Genomic DNA, 20,219 nt, shown 5'->3' with positions numbered 1-20,219 from the left:
GAACGACCGCTACCGGCCAGAAGCGGACACTAAGCCCCACGTTCCGATTTAGATGTTCAGCCTGGCCTTGGCCTCGGCATACTCGTGCTTGAGCTGTGCAATGTACTCAGCAGCCTTTTGTACCTTGGAAATCGAACCGATGCCTTGGCCGCAACCCCAGATGTCCTTCCAGGCCTTTTTGGCATCTCCGCCAAAGTTCATCGCGCTTGGATCACTCTCGGCAAGGTTGTCTGGATCCAGGCCGGCAGCTTTGATCGAGGGCTTCAGGTAGTTACCGTGCACGCCGGTGAATAGGTTGCTGTAAACGATGTCGTCGGACGTGCAGTCGACGATGCTTTGCTTGTAGGCCTCGACGGCATTGGCCTCTTCACTAGCGATGAAAGCTGAGCCGATGTAAGCGAAGTCCGCCCCCATGGCTTGAGTCGCGAGAATGGCTCCACCGGTGGCAATCGATCCAGACAAAGCAACAGGGCCATCAAACCACTGGCGGATCTCCTGGATCAGTGCAAATGGGCTCTTCACGCCGGCATGGCCGCCTGCGCCTGAAGCAACTGCAATCAGACCGTCAGCCCCTTTCTCGATGGCCTTGCGAGCGAAGGTGTTGTTGATCACGTCATGCAACACCACACCGCCATAGGAGTGCGCGGCAGCATAGATGTCCTCACGAGCTCCCAGTGACGTGATGATGATAGGCACGCGGTACTTAACGCAGAGCTCCATGTCGTGCTCCAAACGGGTGTTGCTCTTGTGCACGATTTGGTTGATGGCAAACGGCGCTGCCGGCTTGTCAGGGTTGGCCAGGTTGTAGGCGGCTAGTGTCTCTGTGATCTCTTTCAACCACTCGTCCAGGAGTGTCGAAGTACGAGCGTTGAGTGCTGGCATGGAGCCAACTACTCCTGCCTTGCATTGTTCGATTACTAGCCTCGGTGTGCTAATGATAAAAAGAGGCGAACCGATAACCGGGAACGCCAGTCGATCCAGCGGTGCTGGTAGTCGAGACATGCGGAACTCCTGAGCTGCAGAGGGTGTGTGTTTTGTGGAGTGAAGGGATCGCCTACCTGGTGTCCTGTCGGCCACCAGGCATTGTTCTCTTTTCTAACCAGGTACCGACTCGAATTTTCGAGTGGGCGGGTTGCTACGGGCAGACAACTCCTTCAGAAGGCCCCCCTGCAGCGATAGTGCCGTGAGTCTCATGAAATTCGCGCGAAGTTCGGTGTACGCTTCTCTGCGAATGCTGCAAAGGCTTCGCATGCCTCTGCGCTAACCAGCCGTTGATCGAAGATCGCATTCTCCCGATCAATGATCTCAACCAGCCTTTCTGCATCTCTCATCAAGGATTTCATTGCAGCTAGAGAGCCGGTCGGTTTCGTTGCGATTCTCTCTGCTACCAACCGGGCCTCATCATGCAGGGACTCGGTAGTGCAAACCTTATTTGCTAGGCCCCAAGCCAAAGCTTTCTCAGCACTCAACGGCTCTCCAAGGGTAAACAACTCAAATGCCCTGGCATATCCAATTCTTAGGGGCAGCAGTAGGGTTGAGGCCGCTTCCGGAACCAAGGCCAGATTCACAAACGGAACCAGAAGCTGAGCATCCTCCGAAAGCAGTACGAAATCGCAATGGAGCAGCATCGTGGTGCCGATACCCACGGCTTTGCCCTGAACTGCAACCACGACGGGGAGGGTGGCCTTGGCTAAAGCGTGTATGAACCGGAAAACCTGCCGTTCCTGAGGGAAATGCCCCTGGGAACAGGTGATGAAGTCTCCCATATCGTTCCCAGCACTGAAGAAGTCGCCATCTGCCTTCAGCAGAATTACCTTGAGTTCCTTGCTCGAGTGAGCAAAGTCGATAGCGTTAGCTAGTGCCTTATACATTTCCTCTGTGATCGAGTTTTTCTTATCGAGACGAGAGATCGATACGGTAAGAATTCCTTTGTGTGCATCGAGACGGATATTTGGCATGACGAGAAATCTCCTTGCAGGATCTGGCGGGCAGCGAAGAGATTTTCAGGCTGCGAGCTATGTCTCTGAACGGTGTGTGGTGATGCACTAGAACTGCGAAGCATCCAGTAAGAAGAGCGACTCGCTACCAGCCTTGACCGAGGCGGTCAGCGAGTGGATACGCGGCAGCAGGCGGGCGAAGAAGAAGCGCGCGGTGCCCAGCTTGCTGGCGTAGAAGTAGTCCTGACCTTCCTTGCCCAGCGAGGCGCGAGCCATCAGGGCCCACATGTAGGCGTAGGCGGTGTAGCCGAACACGTGCAAGTACTCCACCGAGGCGGCGCCGATTTCGTTCGGGTTGGCCTTGGCCTCGTCGATGACCCAAGCGGTCAGCGCGTCGAGGTTCTCCACCGCGGCCTGTAGCGGCGCGGCGAACTCGGCCAGCGACGCGTCGGCGGAGGCGACGAAGCTCTTGATCTCGTCGGAGAACAGCTTGTAGAAGTTGCCGCCGCTGCCGACGATCTTGCGGCCGACCAGGTCCAGCGCCTGGATGCCGTTGGTGCCCTCGTAGATCTGGGTGATGCGGCAGTCACGGATCAGCTGCTCCTGGCCCCACTCACGGACGAAGCCGTGGCCACCGAAGATCTGCTGGCCGTGCACGGTGGTTTCCAGGCCCATGTCGGTGAGAAAGGCCTTGGCCACCGGCGTCAGCAGGGCGACCAGTTCTTCGGCGCGCTTGCGGGTGTCCTTGTCTTCGCTGTGCTTGGCGACGTCCAGCTGCATGGCGACGTAGCTGGAGAAGGCGCGACCGCCCTCGTTCAGTGCCTTCATGGTCAGCAGCATGCGACGCACGTCCGGATGCACGATGATCGGGTCGGCGGCCTTGTCCTTGTTCACTGGGCCGGTCGGCGCGCGGCTCTGGATGCGGTCACGGGCGTACTCGATGGCGCTCTGGTAGGAACGCTCGCCCAGGGCCAGCCCCTGGATGCCAACGCCCAGGCGCTCGTAGTTCATCATGGTGAACATGGCGTTGAGGCCCTTGTTCACTTCGCCGATCAGGTAGCCGGTGGCGCCGTCGAAGTTCATCACGCAGGTGGCCGAGGCCTTGATGCCCATCTTGTGCTCGATCGAGCCGCAGGACAGCGAGTTCTTCTCACCCAGCGAGCCGTCGGCGTTGACCATGACCTTGGGCACCAGGAACAGCGAGATGCCTTTCGGTCCGGCCGGGGCGTCCGGCAGCTTGGCCAGCACCAGGTGAACGATGTTCTCGGTCAGGTCTTGCTCACCGCCGGTGATGAAGATCTTGGTGCCGCTGATCTTGTAGCTGCCGTCGACCTCGGGCTCGGCCTTGGTGCGGATGATGCCCAGATCCGTGCCGGCGTGCGGCTCGGTCAGGCACATGGAGCCGGTCCAGATGCCGGAGTACATGTTCGGCAGGTACTGCTGCTTCAGCTCTTCGCTGGCGTGGTTGAGGATCGACAGGCAGGCACCGGAAGTCAGCATCGGGTACAGGGCGAAGGACAGGTTGGCCGAGTTGACCATCTCCTCGACCAGGGCACCGATCACTTTCGGCATGCCCATGCCGCCAAACTCCGGCGCGCCGCCGACACCGACCCAGCCGCCTTCGGCGTAGGTCTTGTAGGCCTCGGGGAAACCGGCCGGGGTTTTCACCACGCCGTCGGTCCAGGAGCAGCCCTCTTCGTCGCCGCTGCGGTTCAGCGGAGCGATTACGCCACCGGTGACCTTGCCGGCTTCCTCGAGAATGGCGGCCGCGGTGTCGGCGTCGACCACTTCAGCCAGGCCGGGCAGCTCGGCCCACAGCTTGGAAACGTCGAAGACTTCATTCAGAACGAAGCGCATGTCGCGCAGGGGAGCTTTGTAATCAAGCATGGTGTTCTCATTGGTTGCGGGGGCTGCTTGCCTCCCGGAGTTTCGATAGCGTTACTGTTGCCGCTAGGCTGCAAAGCCATTTCAGTCAGGGGGGGCTGATTGCTGAAAGGCAATACTTAATACGCCGTTGATAACAGCGTCGATGACTTCACGTCGTTGAGCCGGGCTAAGTGTTTCTGACCCTGCCCAAGTCGGTAGATTGTTCAAACAAGAGACAACAGCGCGGACGGTTGCACGAAGGATCGGAGGTGATGCGCAAGCACCTGCATCCAGCAACCGATGCAGTAACGCTTCCTCGTAGCGCGCTCGCATCCCTTGAATCAGCTCTTGATACTCGGACGAGAGATAGCAGAGCTCCTGTTCGCCCAGTAAAAAATACAGAGGACGTTGCTCTAAAAGCTCCGCATGCGCAGACAATAGGGCGAGAAATGGGTTTCCATTCACCGACTCTGTCAGGACGGCAGCTTCGAGTAAGTCGCTATAGAGATCTTCAATTACATCGAAGAGCAAATGCTCTTTGCTTGTGAAACGGTGATAGATCGATTCAGCACCTATTCCAAGGTGCTGAGCGAGCTCGCACATGCCAACTTGGGCAAAGCCCCTCCTTACGAACAGTTCTAGCGCTTTGAATCGCATTTCCTCGAATCGTGAGCTAGCACGGGTTTGATGTGACGTATCAGGTACTATTTTCGCTGGATTGGGCGACATGCTTACGCTCCCCATTACCAAGCAGTCTCAATGTGGCGATCATTCATAGCGATAGAAACCAAACCGTAACCCCTTTTTCGGCCCAGGCGTTCGGCGGCAACCACCTCCTTGAATAGGGGACAGGGCGGTACTTTGTGTCGCCGAAACCGTCTTGAAAGAGTGAGCTGAGCGAATGGCACTGGGAGCTAGAAGTTGATGGGGAAGAGTTGAAACAGCTCGAAGAGAGTCAGGGATTAGATTTATAAGCAGAACCTGCCCCGCAGCTTGAAGACAAGCACGGGGCAAGTACTACTTAAAACGCCGTATCATACAGTCAGCGAATGGCAGCGTTTCTTAATGCTGCTGGTGTGTAATCCGCCGAAGATGCCTTTACACCAAACTCAATAGGAGACTTTTCCTCGTTGCGCATTCCTGCCACAAAGTAGCGGCCATTCTGTAGATCGTAGAGCGCCTCCACCCCTATCCAAGGTATCTGTTTGTCATACAGCGGCCTCATAAAGCCCTCACCTACACGCCACAGCCCCCCTTTGGAGTCGTAGTGATCCGCAAGAACAGCGCCCCAGGTATCCTCATCTATATATAGAACTCGCTTTGCATAAATATGTCGACTGTCAGGTTTAAGTGTCGCCTCAACAACCCACACCCGATGAAGCTCATAGCGAATTAATTCAGGCGCGATATGTCCAGGCTTAACGATATCCTTATATGTGACCGCACTCGATTCAAGCTTGAAGTTATTGTAAGGAATTAGAACCTCACGTTTTCCAATGAGCTTCCAGTCATAGCGATCAGGAGAGCCATTGAACAAGTCCACATTATCTGTCGCACGCTGACCTTCACTACCCTGGAAAGGACTGTCATAGGCAATTTGCGGCGCACGACGCACGCGACGCTGTCCTGTATTATAAGCCCAAGCCAAACGCGGCTCTTTGACTTGGTCAAGAGTCTCGTGAATTAAGATGACATCGCCGGCGAGACGAGCAGGTGCGGTGATGAATTGCTTGTAATAGAACAGGACATTTGAAAGTTTATCTGGATCATAATCCGATAACTGGTCTCGATAAGTGAACTGCTGCTTCAATGAAACGGGTACAAAAACGCCATTTGCTGTCGGGGTCGCCTGCACATAGGTGCGCAAGACACTTCCTCCCCGATACTTTGTCAAGTGATTCCATAGAACCTCTAGCCCACTCTGAGGTATAGGGAAGGGAACGGCCGTCTCGAAATTTTCTAGCCCATTGCCTCCGGGCACCATCTTCGTATGAAGAGCATTGCGAGCAGCTGCCTGATACACAAACTCAGGGTAGTTAGCCGTTCGATGAGATGGATAAACATACATCTTATAACTATCAGGATAGCGCTGGAACATTGCCTGCTGACCTGGAGTCAACTGACCGGCATGATTCGCAAGGTTATCCTTACCAATGATATACATAGGCTTTTCAGCTGCATAAGGATCACTGAGCTCTCCAGTCTGCGGATTAACAGTACCTGCTGCTGCATCCAACCCTCCCGTCCATGCGGGGATAGTAGAGTCGGTATTACCGTGCTTCTCAGCACCAATGGGGGTTAATAGCGTGCCAAGCTTTTCAGCTTCGCTGGGTGAGACTGCAGCTTGGAGAGCATTATTCGCAAGCAGAACACATCCAAACATAAAGATTTTTGTTGTTTTCATTACCGTAACTCTCTTAAAAAGAAACACCAAAACTCATCGCAAGAAAATCTCGATCAACGTTGGTGTTGTATTTTCCATCAAAGAAGTTGGTGTAGGAAACACTTGCCGTGTAAGTACTCAGATAAACGGCATCCAAGCCAATGGAAATAGCCTTGGCTCCTTCATTGAATCCCGGCTCAGGCCCATACCCGCTTACATCATGCGACCACGCTAGATTAGGCTTGAGCTCCACGCCCTGGATCACATTGTTGTATTCAGCAATCAAGCGGGCACGATAGCCCCACGAAGTACTGGTTACGAAACCATCATCCTCGCAATTATCTGGAAACGCACTGTTCGTCCGTGATGTACACAAAGAGTTATCAGGGTATAACTCACCTTGACCGTATGCAGAGCCGCGCCCGTATCGAATTCCACCTTTCTTATCCAGGCCACCGACATGAGTGACGCCCACCTCGCCGACAAAGGTGAGTCGATCAGCGCCCATAACTTGGTCAAAGAAGTGCGTAAGCGCCACTTGAGCCTGCGTTACTTCTTTGCGACGGTAGCCACTGTCGACAGCACCATTTACCGAAGTGATAGCCCCAGAAGAAAGCAGCGGACTTAATTCAGCCACACCAAGGTTTGCCAAACCGAGATCCACTGGGTTTATCTGAACAGGAAGATTTGGTCGATAACTAAGCTCACCAGACAAGGTACTCCCAGTGGGGAGGTTTGTGCTAAAGCTCAAGCCGTATAGGCGAATATCTTCGGGATATTCAACAAAGTATTTTGAAGTGCCTAAACGGTAGACCTGCGTCAGGCTTTCACCGAGGCCTGCGAAGAAACCACCGCAACCCGCAAGCGGAATGCCGAGGTTCGAACACAGCTGCGGAGCAAAATCGAGATCCGCAACATGTGGGCTGCGTATGTAGCCTAAGTAGCCTTGACGGCTATGGTAGTTCATAACATAACCACCGAACTCAGTTTCAAGCGCAGGTGCAAACCAACGAACTGCAAGACCCCATTGGCCACCATCGCGAGCGTCTCGATCATCCGCTCGAGGTACAATGATGCCTTCCTCGTCCAGTTTGATTCCAAACGGGGAAAATGCTGCTTGGGCTAAAGCGCTTTGATTAAGCGAGGGACCGGAGGGCAACTCATCGCAGCCGTCTGCAAGCACATCCGCAGCCGAGAAAAACGTACCGCAGTTATCTAATACTGTTTGTTCCCATTCGAGCTGATAGAACCCTTCAAACGATACCTCGTCATTAATGCTTTGCGAGGCATAGAACATATTAACGGGGATCAGGCCTTCTTTAATTTCTGCTCCCGGCCTCCGAAAGGCAGCGACATCCACCGGGTTGACTACGTTGATCCCTCCTGGAATGAATATCCCCTCACCCCAGTTAACAACCTGCTTCCCAAGCCGTGCATTGCCTGGCACGTCTCCAATCGACCAATTGTGATATACAAAGGCATCCAACAGCTGCACGCCCGATGCTTGAGCTCGCGTCTTCCGGTTCGAGTCATCGATATCTTTAAAGAGGCGCCCCTCGTCCTTCAGCTCAAAGTCATACCAATAGTTGCCCCTGACGAAAATCCCACTATCGCCATACTTGAGCTCTAAGTCATGGATACCCTTGAAGACTTTCGAGAACGTCTCGCCTTGTTTAAAATTCCTCCGACCATCATCTGCAGCGCGGCTACCCAAAAGCTCCGGATCTGGATCATCGAGAGCCCAGCTAGCACCTACGGAAAGCGTCGAGTCGAACTGCCCCTCAACCTCACCAATATTGAAATTTACGGCCATCGCCTGGGTACTCGTACCCGCTAGCGAAACCGCTGCAATTGCAACAGCAAGGCGAGAGAATCTCACCCCTTCATTCGTGGCAGCCATTTCATGCACCTCTCAATTGTTCTTGTAGTTGCAGCCAACACGACGGGCAGGCTTAAAAGCCACCCGAGAATAAGTTGAAATCTAGCTCCTCTACCGGAGCTTGGCAGGGTCGAACATTGTCTTCAGCTTGATACCGATCCCTTTGTTTCCCTTAATCTTAAATTTCCCGAGAAGAAGACCGGTTGCTGGGTTCATCCTCCCTGTAAGCAGAGCCACCAAATTATCGTCAGTGATGATGACTGTCAGATCTGCGTTTGCCGGATTACCTTCCATCAAGGTGCAAGTACCATCCTTGACGATAAAATAGGCCGGTGCAGAAGTGACAAAATGAATAATACAATTCATCCCCACCGCCGCCGCAGAGTTGAAAGCTTCTGGAAGCTTATAAAGAATTTCAGGACTCACCATATCTATCTCCTCACTCAAGAGCCAGCCAGAGCTTGCCGGCACGCTTAAACATCGAAACTCACTTCCGAAATAACTCGGGCCCCCGACTCAAATAGCCCAGACTTAAGAACATCTAATTCGCCGAATACCAACTTCCCATGTCTTTTCCTCCAGTCGCCATTAACCATAACGCTATCAATATTCGCTACACTGGCTTGAAGCACCGTTGCGATAGCATCATGACTGGGCCAGAGATTTATTGGAGAGGCATCTATCAACACCAGATCAGCAAGCTTTCCTACTTCAATTGAGCCAACTTTGTCGGACAACCCAAGAGCCTTAGCCCCTTGAACCGTTACCCATGACAAAGCGTCTTTGCAAGTTACGCTCAGCGGAAACGCCATCAGCCCGGTCTCTTGTCTTGCTTGTTCATGATCAAGGGCACGTTGCTGTGCCAGGGCCATCCGCGCAGCAACCAACATTTCTCCCGAGATACAGCTCTCGATATCTATCCCCAGCGATGGACTAGTTCCGAGATTTTGCAAACGACCAGTAATGGAATAACCATGTCCCACAGTCATTTCGATCTCAGGTGTCACTGTGAAACTCACTCCAAGATCGACCAAACGATGCAACCTATCGTCTGCCAGATCGGTGCCATGGACGACATTAACGTTTGGACCTAAGACGCCTGCGGCCTCGACTCGGTCCCAACCATCGACTGAACGCGCGGGGCCCCCGCTTTGATGCATTGAAACGATAAGTCCCTTGTCCTTCGCAAGTTGAAGATCTGAGATTGCAACTTCCGGAGTGGAGTAATGGGGCCCCAGAATAGCCATACCAAGAGTCAAAAGATCGTCATCCGAGATGAACTGGGTTCTCAACAGCCGGTCAATTTCAGATGCAGGATGGGGGACTTCAGAATGATCAATACTTTCGTCGTGAGGATGCGGCGTTCCATGAAGATAAACCGCACGGATTCCGGACTTGCGTAAACCGCGAATCGCTGCGTCGGTATGATCTGGAGTTGGATTGTTATGGCACCAATCCGCTAGTGTCGTCGTTCCACAGTTGATCTGATTAAGAGCACCAGCAAGCGTAGCTATCTCAATATCATGAGGCGTAAATTTGCTGGCCAACTCGCTGTGCATCCAATGGACATATTCAATCAAAGACCAGTTCGCTGCCACCCCTCTAAGCCCGGTCTGCCAAGTATGCATGTGAGCATTAATCATGCCCGGCATAACTATCTTGCCAGAGGCATCGACAACTTCTGCACCTTGATCCTCAAGATCGGCACCAATAGCGGCAATTCGCCCGTTCTCAATCAAGAGATCGACATGCTCGGAATCTGGGCGCCCCGCAGCCATGCTAATAACCTGACCACCCTTAATTAATGTTTTCTTCACAAAAAAACCCTCCATTAAGACTCGTAAAGCCTAAACACCAGCCCGAGACCTTCTTCATATCTGACAACACGCACCCAAATGCGGATATAGCCAAGTGCTTTTCAACCAAACACAATTAAACTAGAAACTCATAATCCAGCCATGACTAATCGAACACGCCAATCAAACCAAACCCAGATACTTCAGCCAAAAATAATCCAACGGAAAAAGAATAAAAGCCGTAATCAGAGTTAGCATCAAGCAAAGCTTAGTTCCATCTTTCAATGAAACACCACCCAGCCCCATTGCAACGACTATGGGCGGACACTGATATGGAAAGATTAGAAGTCCGTACACCGGCACCTGAAGCATCAGAACCGAGTAAATTGAAAGCCCGGTAGCTTCGGCAAAGTCCTTGGCCAACGGCGTTAGTACGGCAGGCAGACTCGGCAGCGTAGTTATGAGCCCAATCAGCGCACTAATCGAGGTCAGCACAGAGACACCAACAGCAGGTGAGTCTCTTGAAACTTGAGCAGCCTCCAATAGAAATCTGCCTAGCTTTAGACCAATACCGCTTTCTGCCACCACCGCTCCCAGTCCCAGGAAGCCGGCAACGTAAATCAAAGGAACAATATGAACATTATCTGCAAACGTCTTTACAGACATTATGTTTGCCGCTGGCCAAAGACATAGCACTGCTGCAGCCAGTGATACCCATGCAGGAGATACGCCGTGAATAAAATCAGTTACGAATAGACCTACCGACACCACAAGCACAGCGACTAAATTTCGTTCCGAGACCGATAAGGACATATCGGCCTTCCGCACAACTTGCCTGCATATCCGCGGCTCAGGAAATAGCCTAGCGATTACTTCAACAATCAGGAACGCCTTTACAACGCCAAGCACGGGGAAATGCGTCAGAAGATACGAGCCGTAGGATAGATGTATTCCATAAAGAGACTCAGCAGCGCCCATAAGAACGCTATTAGGCAAATTCGCCGGCAAAATGGCGGTCGGCGGTAGATAACTTGCAATGGCTACCGCGAGGATAAATCCAGTATGTCCTTTCGATCCTGGGGCCAAGCCAACTTCTTTCGCCAGAGCTATAACAATTGGCGTAAGCAAAAGAATACGCCCCATGGTTGATGGCATGAGGAATGCCAGCGCAACCGAAAGCAGCGTGATGCTGTACAAATATTGCCGGTAGGATGTTGCCCAACCGCTAAATACTAGCGTAGCAATCCTTGTCCCGACCCCCGTTGTCTTTATCGCCACCCCAACAACGCTGCCTGCAAATACAAGCCACCACGCCGTGGAGCTAAATCCGGAAAAAACCACTTTGGCTGAAACGACATCAAATACAACTACCAACAGGAAGAAAATCAGTGTAGGGATTGGCTCTTCCAAAACACCCCAAGCCCATGCAATAAGCGTAAAAGCTACGACCAACGCGGCTTGCAGTTCATGCACAGACATACCATGCGGCAATTCCATGTATCGAACGCATGATAGCGCTACGATGAGCAGCGAATAATAAATGGCCGCAAAGTAGCGCCTGAAAGACCTGCCACCTTGAAGCTCTTTATCGCTGCACTCAACGCTTTTAGCCACAGACATGCCACCACCTACGCTTGCAAGGAATACGCGCCACTCACTATGAGCGGAATAAGCAACCAACTCCGCGACTGCCTACCTACAGCAGGCAGCCGCGCTCGAACATAACGTGATCTATCTCAGTATCCGATCACTTCTGAATTCCGAAGCTGGAGAAATATTTGTAAATCATTGCCGCCCAATTATGTGTGGCTATCTGGGCAATATAGCCATCCGGCCTTACTAGAAACGAAACACTCTCGCCTACATCTATCCCATAGTTGATTCGTGCGTGCGCCTGATCGTCTGCCAGATCATACATTTCACTGGCACCGTGAGAGGAACTCACGGCAACTACTTTGACTAAGTCACAACTCAGTGTTAAGCCCTTGCACTCTTCAATGGCTTTTTCGCCGAAGGCCAGAACGGTAAATTGCGGGCCTTTGAACATGTCGAAAAGAGTTGTCAGCCCGGTGAGGCGGCTTGAGCAAGGTGCGTCCGGAGCGCGATCACCCGCAGTCAATTTTCTCGTTCTTTCGGACACTCCACCAAAGGTCAGCGAACTATCTCGATAGTTGATTTGAAGCTGACGCTCCATATCCCCTCTTGTCAGTTTCGGCAGCCTGATTTTGCTTACCGTCTGGAAAAGCTTGCTGGAAATCTCAAGTACCGCAGCGGCAACCGGCATCCGCTCTTCTTGATAAGTATCAAGTAACGTATCCGGTGCCCCCCTTAGGACTAAGGCCATCTTCCACCCCAAGTTATAGGCGTCTTGTACGCCTGTATTGAGACCTTGGGCTCCCGCTGGTGTATGAACATGGGCTGCATCTCCTGCTAGAAATACCCTTCCAACTCGGTACTTCTCTACAAGCCTCACATTCGGACGGAAAAGCGAGAGCCAGGTGGGGCTATGCAGCCGTATCTCTCTGTTTCCCGTAACAGACATCCATCTTTCTTGAATAGCGCGCTCGGTCAGCTCCGGATCATTCTCACTGGGATTGATCTTCATCATTAGCTGAAACAGATCGGTGTGCGGCAATGGACACAACCCAATTAGTCCGCCACTAAGAGAAGGCCAAACATGCCAGTTATGACGACCAAGACCGTCAACATGAACATCTCCGACTATCATGCGGCCCTCTTTTGAAGTGGTCCCAATGAATTGGACACCCAAAGTTTTGCGCACAAAGCTTCGACCACCATCTGCCCCGACAACGTAGCGGGCGCGAATACTCCTTACCCCATCTGCGGAGTTGGATTTGACAGTCACACCCTCACTGTCCTGCACAATCTCCTGGGCCTCTGTCCCCCACTCAACCTGGCCGCCCAATTCACTCAAGCGATTACGCAATATTTCTTCAGTTTTCCACTGCGGGATAAGGCAGACGTTCGGGAAAGGGACATCGGGCGACTTCTTTCGATGTTTGATCATCGCCCACTCAATACCAATAACAGGGAGATTGAGTTTCATAGGCGGATACTTTGCGCCAGCCCTTACTACAGCATCTGCGATATCAAGGTCATTAAATACTTCTAGCGTTCTAGGCTGGATACCTTTCCCCCGCGAACCGCGGAATGGCGTATCGGACTTCTCAATCACTCGGAACTTAATACCCCGTCGAGCCAGATCGCAGGCAAGTGTTAGTCCGGTAGGCCCAGCCCCGACAATTAGAACATCCACAACTTCATCAGACAGATTACCTTGCGAAAACATAAGCAGAATCTCCGAACTCTATTTCCAACCGCCGCTATGGTTAAGTTGCTTTCACGCACGCCTTGCAGCCGCCGACATTCAAGATGCCGGCTTTGTTTTTAAATTTTGAACAAAATCAATAAACAATGAAGAGACAATCTCAGGATGCTCAAATGGCGCCATATGTCCACAATCGTGAATAATGTGTGACTCTCTTGGGCGTAGAAGTGATTTCACTATCGGCATTCCTGACACTGGGGTTACTTGATCTTCAGCCCCCCACAGCAGAAGCTTTGGCAGTTCAAGGTCTCCAGCGCGCCAGAACAGTTCCTGCTGCCCATACAGAGGGAAATTTCTGAGAGTGGAAAGTAAGGAGTACATCGATCCTTTGTGCTTGAATGCCTCGCCCACCATTTTTTTCAGTTCGACGGCATGCTCCTCTGCAAGGACGTTATGATTGAGGTGGTCTACAACTCCCTTACTTCCAAGAAACTTCCCAAATAGCTCAGCCACCCACCTCGTTCTGGCGATGCGCACTGCCAGAGGGATTTGACTCGATATACCCGCTGGTCCGACTAAAGTAAGGGTTTCCGGATTTATCCACCCATCGATCACCAAAGACATGGCGACCAGCGCCCCCATCGAAGTTGCTATTACATGCTTTATCTCGGCATCACTTACAGCCTCGACCAACTCTTTGGCCTGCTTTAAGAACAGTTGCTTGGTATAAGCACTGCGGATACGATCGGAATACCCACGCCCATATGCACTAAATGACAGTGTTCGATAGCCACTGCGGTGTAATTGTTCGGCGAACTTGCTCCAATAGAAGAGTGGTATAGTCAAACCTGGAAGTAGCAGAACCAACTCTCCGTCTTTAGGCCCTGACAGCTGATAGTGCGTCACGCCATCGGAGAGAGCTACATAAGAACCAGGCAGTCGAACTCTTGATAGGCGATCAAGATCTTGGGTCTCTCCGCGCGCGATAAAATAGGACAGCATAGTCGGTAGCATTATTTTGCGAACCCCTTGATAACGGCATCTGCAATCTCTCCCGGCGCCTCTTCTGGTATTAGGTTACCGACACCCGGCAGAAGTATGTCCCTGCTATTTTTTATATCTCTCGCAAAGTGCTGCCCATCCACACTTTCCCCGCGCATGATTATGGTCGGGTTTACAATATTTTTTATTTCCAATGAGCGATCACGTTGATTGGTTCTGGCCAAGTCAATGAATGCCTGCTTATTGGCTGGTTCCGCCATTAATGTGTAAACCCTGTCGACCATGGCGTCAGGGACGTCGCCCATTCGTGCCCCAACCAGCTTCCTTAGGTTTTTCTTTGTTGCAGGCTTGGAGATCATGCTTCGCAAGATGAATCGACCAATGGAACTTTTCGCTAGTCGCATAGCGAGTGGCAGTTTCTTACCTGGATATCCTGTTGCATTCATTAACAGCAGGTTTTCAACCTTATGCGGGCAGTCCAATGCAAAGCACCACGCGATATTTCCACCCAGCGAATTACCACCAAGGCTGAAGCGATTGATTGAAAGCGCTTGGGTAAAGTTATCGAGGAACCTCACATAGGTTTCGATTCGATAGTCACGATCCCTACGCGGATCTGTCAGACCGGCCCCTGGCAAATCGAGACGGATCACCTCAAAAGCCCCGGCGAGTCGGGGCACGACCTCATCGAAGCAATGCAGCGAAGAGCCACTGCCATGCAGCAACACCATAACCGGCCCACAGCCCTCTCGCTTGTAATGGACACGGATCCCTTCGACCTCAGTAAACAAAGAGGAGGCATCTTGGTAATCGCGAACTGTTGGCATGGCAGGCTCTGACAAGGCTGATCTATGGCGTCCCAAGGCACGAACGGAGCTGACCCTGGACTTATGGATACGATGTAGCCATAATTGGCTCAGACATGTCAACAGCCTTTGCACTCCAAGGCATCTCAGCCCAGTCCATATGGCTACGGAGCCAGGGCCCAACGGTGCCTACGCTCACACAGCGAGTCCTTTACCCACGTGTCAGCCCAGTCTTGCCAATCCACTCCACCTGCCCGTCCGTCGGGAAAGGATGCTCGAGCAGCCCGACATGCGGCTATTGAGCTCATCTTCTCCGATGCTTAATCGAGCCTACATGATGGTGCTTTAAGTAGAATGGCATGCCGCCCAATTCAAAAGGCTGCGATTTAACATCAGGTCAAGCTGATTATTACGGCAAACCGAAATAGACAGAGATAAGCAACAGTAAGCAATCGCCCCAACAAGGCGCTACGTAGATAAAATAATGGGTAACAGCGACGGCTACGCGAGGTTTGGATTGACATTGTCACCGGCAGGAAACTTCAGTTATCCTGTTAGTTGATTGCAACTCCAAACCTGAAATTGGAGTCTTATCCTGACAGTGTGGTTGTGCTGACGAGACTTATGTCATTTAACGTTTTTGCCTAGGTACAGGAATGGCGTGTTAAACAGGCACGCCTACAGGAGCTCTACTCTTCCAAACCATATCCACCTTAGTCAAAGACCGACTAGAAACTGCAGATTCGCAATTTGAATATGAACATAGACACTCGAAACACTTTTCAGCCCGGCAGCCCGCAGTGGTGGTCAACTCAACCAAGAGAACGAAATAGTTCTTCCGGTAGAGGTCGCCCCTCAATTTCCTTTGAAAAAATCATTGCAACTGCGCTTGAGATCGTTAACTCAGCAGGTCCGCAAGCGCTCAATATGCGAGTGTTGGCTGATCGCCTAAATTCCGGCACAGCCACGTTATATAGGCACTTTGAAAGCAAAGATGAAATCCTTGCTTACGTGGTTGATCGCTTTCTAGGGTTACTTTTGGAGCACAAGCGAGACCTGAGCAACTTAGACTGGCGGGGTGCATGTTTTGTTACAGCGACAGATTTCTATCACCAACTTAGCGCATGCCCTCATATCATTCCCTTGCTGTCATCGCAAATACCAGTTGGACCGAACGCCTTAACGCTAAGAGAAGCATGGCTCTCTATGCTTCTCGATGCAGGCTTTCCGCCTAGCATGGCGGCTTCCGTCTATACGACTATTGCCCACTATGTTCTTGGCTTCGCAAGCCAGCTCAGCGCAGGCGGCCGAATTAGCCAGGACACTAGCCATCACCTCAGCCAGTTCTTTGACCGCCTCGACCCCGCTCTTTACCCATCAACCGTTAAAATCGCTCCTCAGCTTTCCAATATTTCAATCGACGATGAATTCTCCTTTGGCATGAAGCTTATCATTCACGGCTTAGATTATGAGCTTAACCAAGCCAAACTTGCATAATATGCGCGCATCTTCATCCGCGAGAAGTGCCAGTGAAAACACAGTTCTGGGAAAGCACTGGGCTGGTACTAATCGGCACCTGGGGGCTTGTCGAGTTGCTCTCCTACCGTTAAAGCGGCGTATCGGCGTAGCCAGCATATCTACTTCTGAGAGCCAAAGTGGGCAGAGTTCATTATCAAGACCTCCGCATTTAGTCCAATGTGGGACAGGCATTACTGCCGATAGGATGTCGCCATGGTCTGTTCAGCTCTCAATCAAACCAGACTATTTGAACTCTGGTTCGGCCTGCGATGAGCTGCATCGCGCTTTCAGTCCCCTTGACTGGGCATCGAGACGCACAGCTTCATCAAAGGGGACATGCAGCAGCGCCCTCAGCCGAAGCGCTCAGCCGCTCTGCATGATGCATTGGTGTTCGCTAAGGGTTACACATCCCAATGCTATTACTCCTGAAACCGCTACCGCCCATCGGGCGTTTTCATCATAGAGCTTGAGGCTCTGCTGCACATGCCCTCATCTGCCTAGCGATGAAGGCGCCCTTAAGCTATAAAAAAAGACAAAAGTGGATAGCTGGATGCAAGATCATGGTTTCCCGAATTCACAATTCACACCCCCTTAAACATCATGAATTTACTTGGTTATTGGCGACGTTTAGCAAAGTTAATCCCGCGGTTCAGCGAGAACTCCTTAAGACGATCCACGAGCCCATCACTGCTGCTTGCACCCTGCACTTCTGCACTTTTTCCATAGCCTTTTCTACATACTTCGTCACTAATACCGCTTGGTCTTTAATCTGGACCTGCTCCGAAGCCCTAGTCGCGCTTATTAGAATAATACTTCTTCGACGCCTCAAAAGTGCGTTATCCGAAGTAATCCCTCTGTGGCTGCACCGGGTCACCGCCTTGTGGTTTATGTCCTTGGGATTTGCCGCTCTGGAGAGTATCAGGGAAGGCAATCCATTCTTTATACTTCTTACTTCAAACATGATCATCGTCTTGCAGGGTAGCATTGCTTCGAGATCCGCCCCCGCCCCTCGTCTCGCAGCGTTTCTTAATGTTGCGTTAATAACTCCCAGCATACTTGGCGCTTGGAGCAGCCAGGAGAGCTGGGCCTATGCTATACCTATCAGCTATTTCTTTTGCTTCCTAGGTATCCATCAGCTTACTAGCCGCAATTACAATATCTTGCGAGACAAAATAATCGCAGAGCATAAGAATCAAATTCTTTTGGGTCGCGATGCACTGACGGGGCTCGCAAATCGCCGCGAGCTGCGCAGCAAGATAGAAGCACTCAATTCATCTTCGTGTAAAAACTATGCCCTACTTTGCCTAGATCTCGACGGCTTCAAGGCCATCAATGATCAGCATGGCCACCTAATTGGTGATCAGTTACTTATTGCTGTCAGCCAACGCATTACCAACATGATCCGCTCGGAGGATCTTGCCTGCCGGGTGGGTGGCGACGAATTCATATTAGTTCTCGAAAATATCGACAAGGAAGGTGCAGGGCGCAAGGCTGCCGGAATTATCTCAAACTTGAGCGAACCCTATAATCTTCCGAACGGCATCAAATCTTGTATAGGCGCCAGTATCGGAATTGCCTTAGCAGGCGCCGAAAACAAATCTTTGGGAACAATAGTCAAGCAAGCTGATGATGCCCTTTATGAGGCCAAACGAGCAGGAAAAGGAATATATAAGTTCTGGGCAGACAAGGATACCGCCCCTCTGGACCAAGGCCGCACTATATCGGAGACAGATCAAAAAAATCAGAGCAACTAATATGAACAGATACACAGAAGGTCAACATGCATAGGCAAAGTATAATCTTAGCGGCACTGCTCGCTCTGTCTAGCCCCGCAATCGGTAAACAATTAACATGGTATACTTTACCACTAGCAGGCCTTATCGAACTTAAAGATGGGAAGCCATCGGATGGAGCAGTATTGGCCATTCAGAATCTCATCGAGGCAGAGCTTAGCGAGTTTAAGCACCAATATATTGTCAGCGCCGCCAATCGCATTGTATACGAGATGTCAAATGGATCACCCTTCTGCACTACAGTAGGGCCACAGATTTCTGAAAGAGACCACTTAGGTTATTTTGTACCCTTTCTTCCGATCCTACCCTTGCATCTTGTTGTCCGTCCGGAAACTCGCAGACACTTACCACTGAAGAATGGCGTAGTGAGCTTTGAGCAATTAATCCACAGCCAGAAACTTCGGGGGGTAATAACTCCAACACGAATATATCCCGCGGATCTGTCAAGCTTGATACATGAAGCAGCGCGAGACGGCCGGATATCCAGCATCAGTAGCAACTCATTAGGTGCCAACTTGCTGGCAATGGTTAGCTACAAAAGATTCGACTACACAATTGATTATCCAATCGTTATTAGCTCGGTTAATAAATCTAGGGAAAACCCAGCCAAACTCGTGAGTATTCCTATTGCAGAAGTCACTCACATCGGAACAGCTGGATTCTATTGCACTCGCAATAGCTGGGGAAGGAATATCGCACAGAAGTTAGACTTGGCGGTGCGCAATGTTGCTAGTAAGCCCGAGCAAATTATTGATATCTATCGGAACGCCAATGACGATGCAACCATTCTGCACTATGAATCGCAGATTCGAGCCTTCCTAAAAGAGCGCGCCGAGACTGAAACCCAATTCTAGGCCGCCGAGGCCATTCTGGATCAAATAGGTTACCAGGAATTATGCAAGAATCGCCTCCCTTCCATACAGTCAAGTAGACTCGATCGGCCTCGCAGCTGGCCGCCAATGCCTTCGTTCGCGCTACTACCACCACTATACTTAGGACGGCCTGTCATTGGTAAGGGGTGAGAAAAGCAACATGGCAAGTTTCGCTTACCTTCACGATCGTGAATGGGGGGCTCACCGGCCTCAGTCACCGGCGGATTTTTCTAGGGACTGGGTGCCGTGCTAGCGCGGCTACCGCTCTATTTTCGCTGTGCGTCACGCCTGATGCGGAAACAAAAGGGGCCGCGAATGCGGCCCTTTTTTACAGCTATAACTGGCTTATTGCAGCCAGCTCTCAACGTTTTCAGCTCCGTACTGCTCTTTCCAGGCCTTCAGCACTTTGTGGTTACCGCCTTTAGTTTCGACCACTTCGCCAGTTTCCGGATTCCGATATATCTTCAGGACGCGCTCGCGGCGGACGCCCTTCACCGGTGCCACAGAGCCCCTACTGGCGCTCGGATCGAGTAGAGCAATAATGTTTCGTAAAGAGTAACCGTAGTCAGCCAACAGTGCGCGGAGCTTGGTTTCGAACTCAAGCTCGCGTTTGAGTTTTTCGTCACCCTTGAGTGCCTCCAGGCGCTTTTGTTGCTCTGCGATTTGGGCCTCCAGAGCTTTGTATTCGGCAATAATCGACATTGCAATTCCTTAGATCATTGTTGACTTTCGTACGATACCTAGTAGGCGAGACAGAGTTCAACTAGAGATCGACTAAAAGAAGCCGCAACGACCGTTAGATCTCTTTCGTTGAGATGGCGGAGCGAGCGAAGCAATAATTGGACTGCTTCTACCTCTTCGCACGATGCTTCGCTATGAGGCGATCGCCGAATGGCTGCTTCTGGCCGGAAGCAGACGCCGGTGACATGTCTATCGGCCAAAATCTAGCGCTGGGTGGCAGCCCGGAAGAGCCTGATAATGTGTTAGATCAAACACGAGCAAAGAAGGCTGCCGGAGATACGAACAAGTGTGTCGGGAATGCGAATGGCTGTTGGAGTTACGCGATTGGCTGTCGATT

Annotated in this window: 16 protein-coding genes; 3 read left to right on the top strand and 13 right to left on the bottom strand. The window is 51.5% G+C overall.

Annotated features, from left to right (window positions below; all coding sequences use genetic code 11):
• Window positions 1-48: 48 nt before the first annotated feature.
• From OH686_RS08925 to OH686_RS08870, 12 genes are all read right to left on the bottom strand, one after another.
• Window positions 49-1,002, bottom strand: coding sequence for an NAD(P)H-dependent flavin oxidoreductase (locus OH686_RS08925; RefSeq protein WP_289537875.1), 954 nt, complete (start codon window positions 1,000-1,002; stop codon window positions 49-51).
• A gap of 188 nt (window positions 1,003-1,190) precedes the next feature.
• Entirely contained in the window at window positions 1,191-1,958 is a 768-nt protein-coding gene (locus tag OH686_RS08920) for an enoyl-CoA hydratase-related protein (protein ID WP_289537873.1), read from the bottom strand.
• Window positions 1,959-2,045: 87 nt separating this feature from the next.
• The gene (locus tag OH686_RS08915; RefSeq protein ID WP_289537871.1) at window positions 2,046-3,824 is read right to left on the bottom strand and encodes an acyl-CoA dehydrogenase C-terminal domain-containing protein; all 1,779 of its coding nucleotides are present in this window, start codon (window positions 3,822-3,824) and stop codon (window positions 2,046-2,048) included.
• Between the two features lie 81 nt (window positions 3,825-3,905).
• Complete coding sequence (locus tag OH686_RS08910; protein ID WP_289537869.1) at window positions 3,906-4,532, bottom strand: TetR/AcrR family transcriptional regulator; 627 nt, start codon at window positions 4,530-4,532, stop codon at window positions 3,906-3,908.
• 313 nt (window positions 4,533-4,845) lie between these two features.
• Entirely contained in the window at window positions 4,846-6,207 is a 1,362-nt protein-coding gene (locus OH686_RS08905) for a DUF1329 domain-containing protein (protein WP_289537867.1), read from the bottom strand.
• Between the two features lie 13 nt (window positions 6,208-6,220).
• The gene (locus OH686_RS08900; RefSeq protein ID WP_289537865.1) at window positions 6,221-8,086 is read right to left on the bottom strand and encodes a DUF1302 domain-containing protein; all 1,866 of its coding nucleotides are present in this window, start codon (window positions 8,084-8,086) and stop codon (window positions 6,221-6,223) included.
• Window positions 8,087-8,176: 90 nt separating this feature from the next.
• Window positions 8,177-8,494, bottom strand: a complete 318-nt coding sequence (locus OH686_RS08895) for an SCP2 sterol-binding domain-containing protein (RefSeq protein WP_289537863.1) — start codon at window positions 8,492-8,494, stop codon at window positions 8,177-8,179.
• A 44-nt stretch (window positions 8,495-8,538) separates the two neighbouring features.
• The gene (locus OH686_RS08890) at window positions 8,539-9,882 is read right to left on the bottom strand and encodes an amidohydrolase family protein (protein WP_289537861.1); all 1,344 of its coding nucleotides are present in this window, start codon (window positions 9,880-9,882) and stop codon (window positions 8,539-8,541) included.
• A 162-nt stretch (window positions 9,883-10,044) separates the two neighbouring features.
• Window positions 10,045-11,481 carry an SLC13 family permease gene (locus tag OH686_RS08885; RefSeq protein ID WP_289537859.1) on the bottom strand — a complete coding sequence of 479 codons (1,437 nt, stop codon included), beginning with the start codon at window positions 11,479-11,481 and terminating at the stop codon, window positions 10,045-10,047.
• Window positions 11,482-11,608: 127 nt separating this feature from the next.
• Window positions 11,609-13,171, bottom strand: a complete 1,563-nt coding sequence (locus tag OH686_RS08880; protein WP_289537857.1) for an FAD-dependent oxidoreductase — start codon at window positions 13,169-13,171, stop codon at window positions 11,609-11,611.
• A 78-nt stretch (window positions 13,172-13,249) separates the two neighbouring features.
• Window positions 13,250-14,152: an alpha/beta fold hydrolase gene (locus OH686_RS08875; RefSeq protein WP_289537855.1), complete on the bottom strand. Its 903-nt coding sequence runs from the start codon at window positions 14,150-14,152 to the stop codon at window positions 13,250-13,252.
• Window positions 14,153-14,163: 11 nt separating this feature from the next.
• A complete protein-coding gene (locus OH686_RS08870) occupies window positions 14,164-14,979 on the bottom strand; it encodes an alpha/beta fold hydrolase (protein WP_289537853.1) in 816 nt (271 codons plus the stop codon).
• A 735-nt stretch (window positions 14,980-15,714) separates the two neighbouring features.
• On the opposite strand from OH686_RS08870, the gene OH686_RS08865 reads away from it, so the two are divergent.
• The 3 genes from OH686_RS08865 to OH686_RS08855 all read left to right on the top strand — a co-directional run bounded on the left by OH686_RS08865 (window position 15,715) and on the right by OH686_RS08855 (window position 19,123).
• Window positions 15,715-16,455 (top strand): TetR/AcrR family transcriptional regulator, encoded by a 741-nt coding sequence (locus tag OH686_RS08865; RefSeq protein ID WP_354005293.1) that lies wholly within the window; start codon window positions 15,715-15,717, stop codon window positions 16,453-16,455.
• 581 nt (window positions 16,456-17,036) lie between these two features.
• Window positions 17,037-18,230: a GGDEF domain-containing protein gene (locus OH686_RS08860; protein WP_289537849.1), complete on the top strand. Its 1,194-nt coding sequence runs from the start codon at window positions 17,037-17,039 to the stop codon at window positions 18,228-18,230.
• A gap of 26 nt (window positions 18,231-18,256) precedes the next feature.
• Entirely contained in the window at window positions 18,257-19,123 is an 867-nt protein-coding gene (locus OH686_RS08855; RefSeq protein ID WP_289537847.1) for a hypothetical protein, read from the top strand.
• A gap of 363 nt (window positions 19,124-19,486) precedes the next feature.
• Here the strand turns inward: OH686_RS08855 and OH686_RS08850 are convergent, their stop codons facing one another.
• Window positions 19,487-19,843: a histone-like nucleoid-structuring protein, MvaT/MvaU family gene (locus OH686_RS08850; protein WP_289537846.1), complete on the bottom strand. Its 357-nt coding sequence runs from the start codon at window positions 19,841-19,843 to the stop codon at window positions 19,487-19,489.
• Window positions 19,844-20,219 lie beyond the last annotated feature (376 nt).

It is taken from the genome of Pseudomonas sp. SO81, assembly GCF_030374125.1.
Lineage (GTDB): Bacteria > Pseudomonadota > Gammaproteobacteria > Pseudomonadales > Pseudomonadaceae > Aquipseudomonas.
The sequence above is the reverse complement of the archived record's forward strand: the minus strand, read 5'-3'. Positions and strand labels throughout refer to the sequence as shown.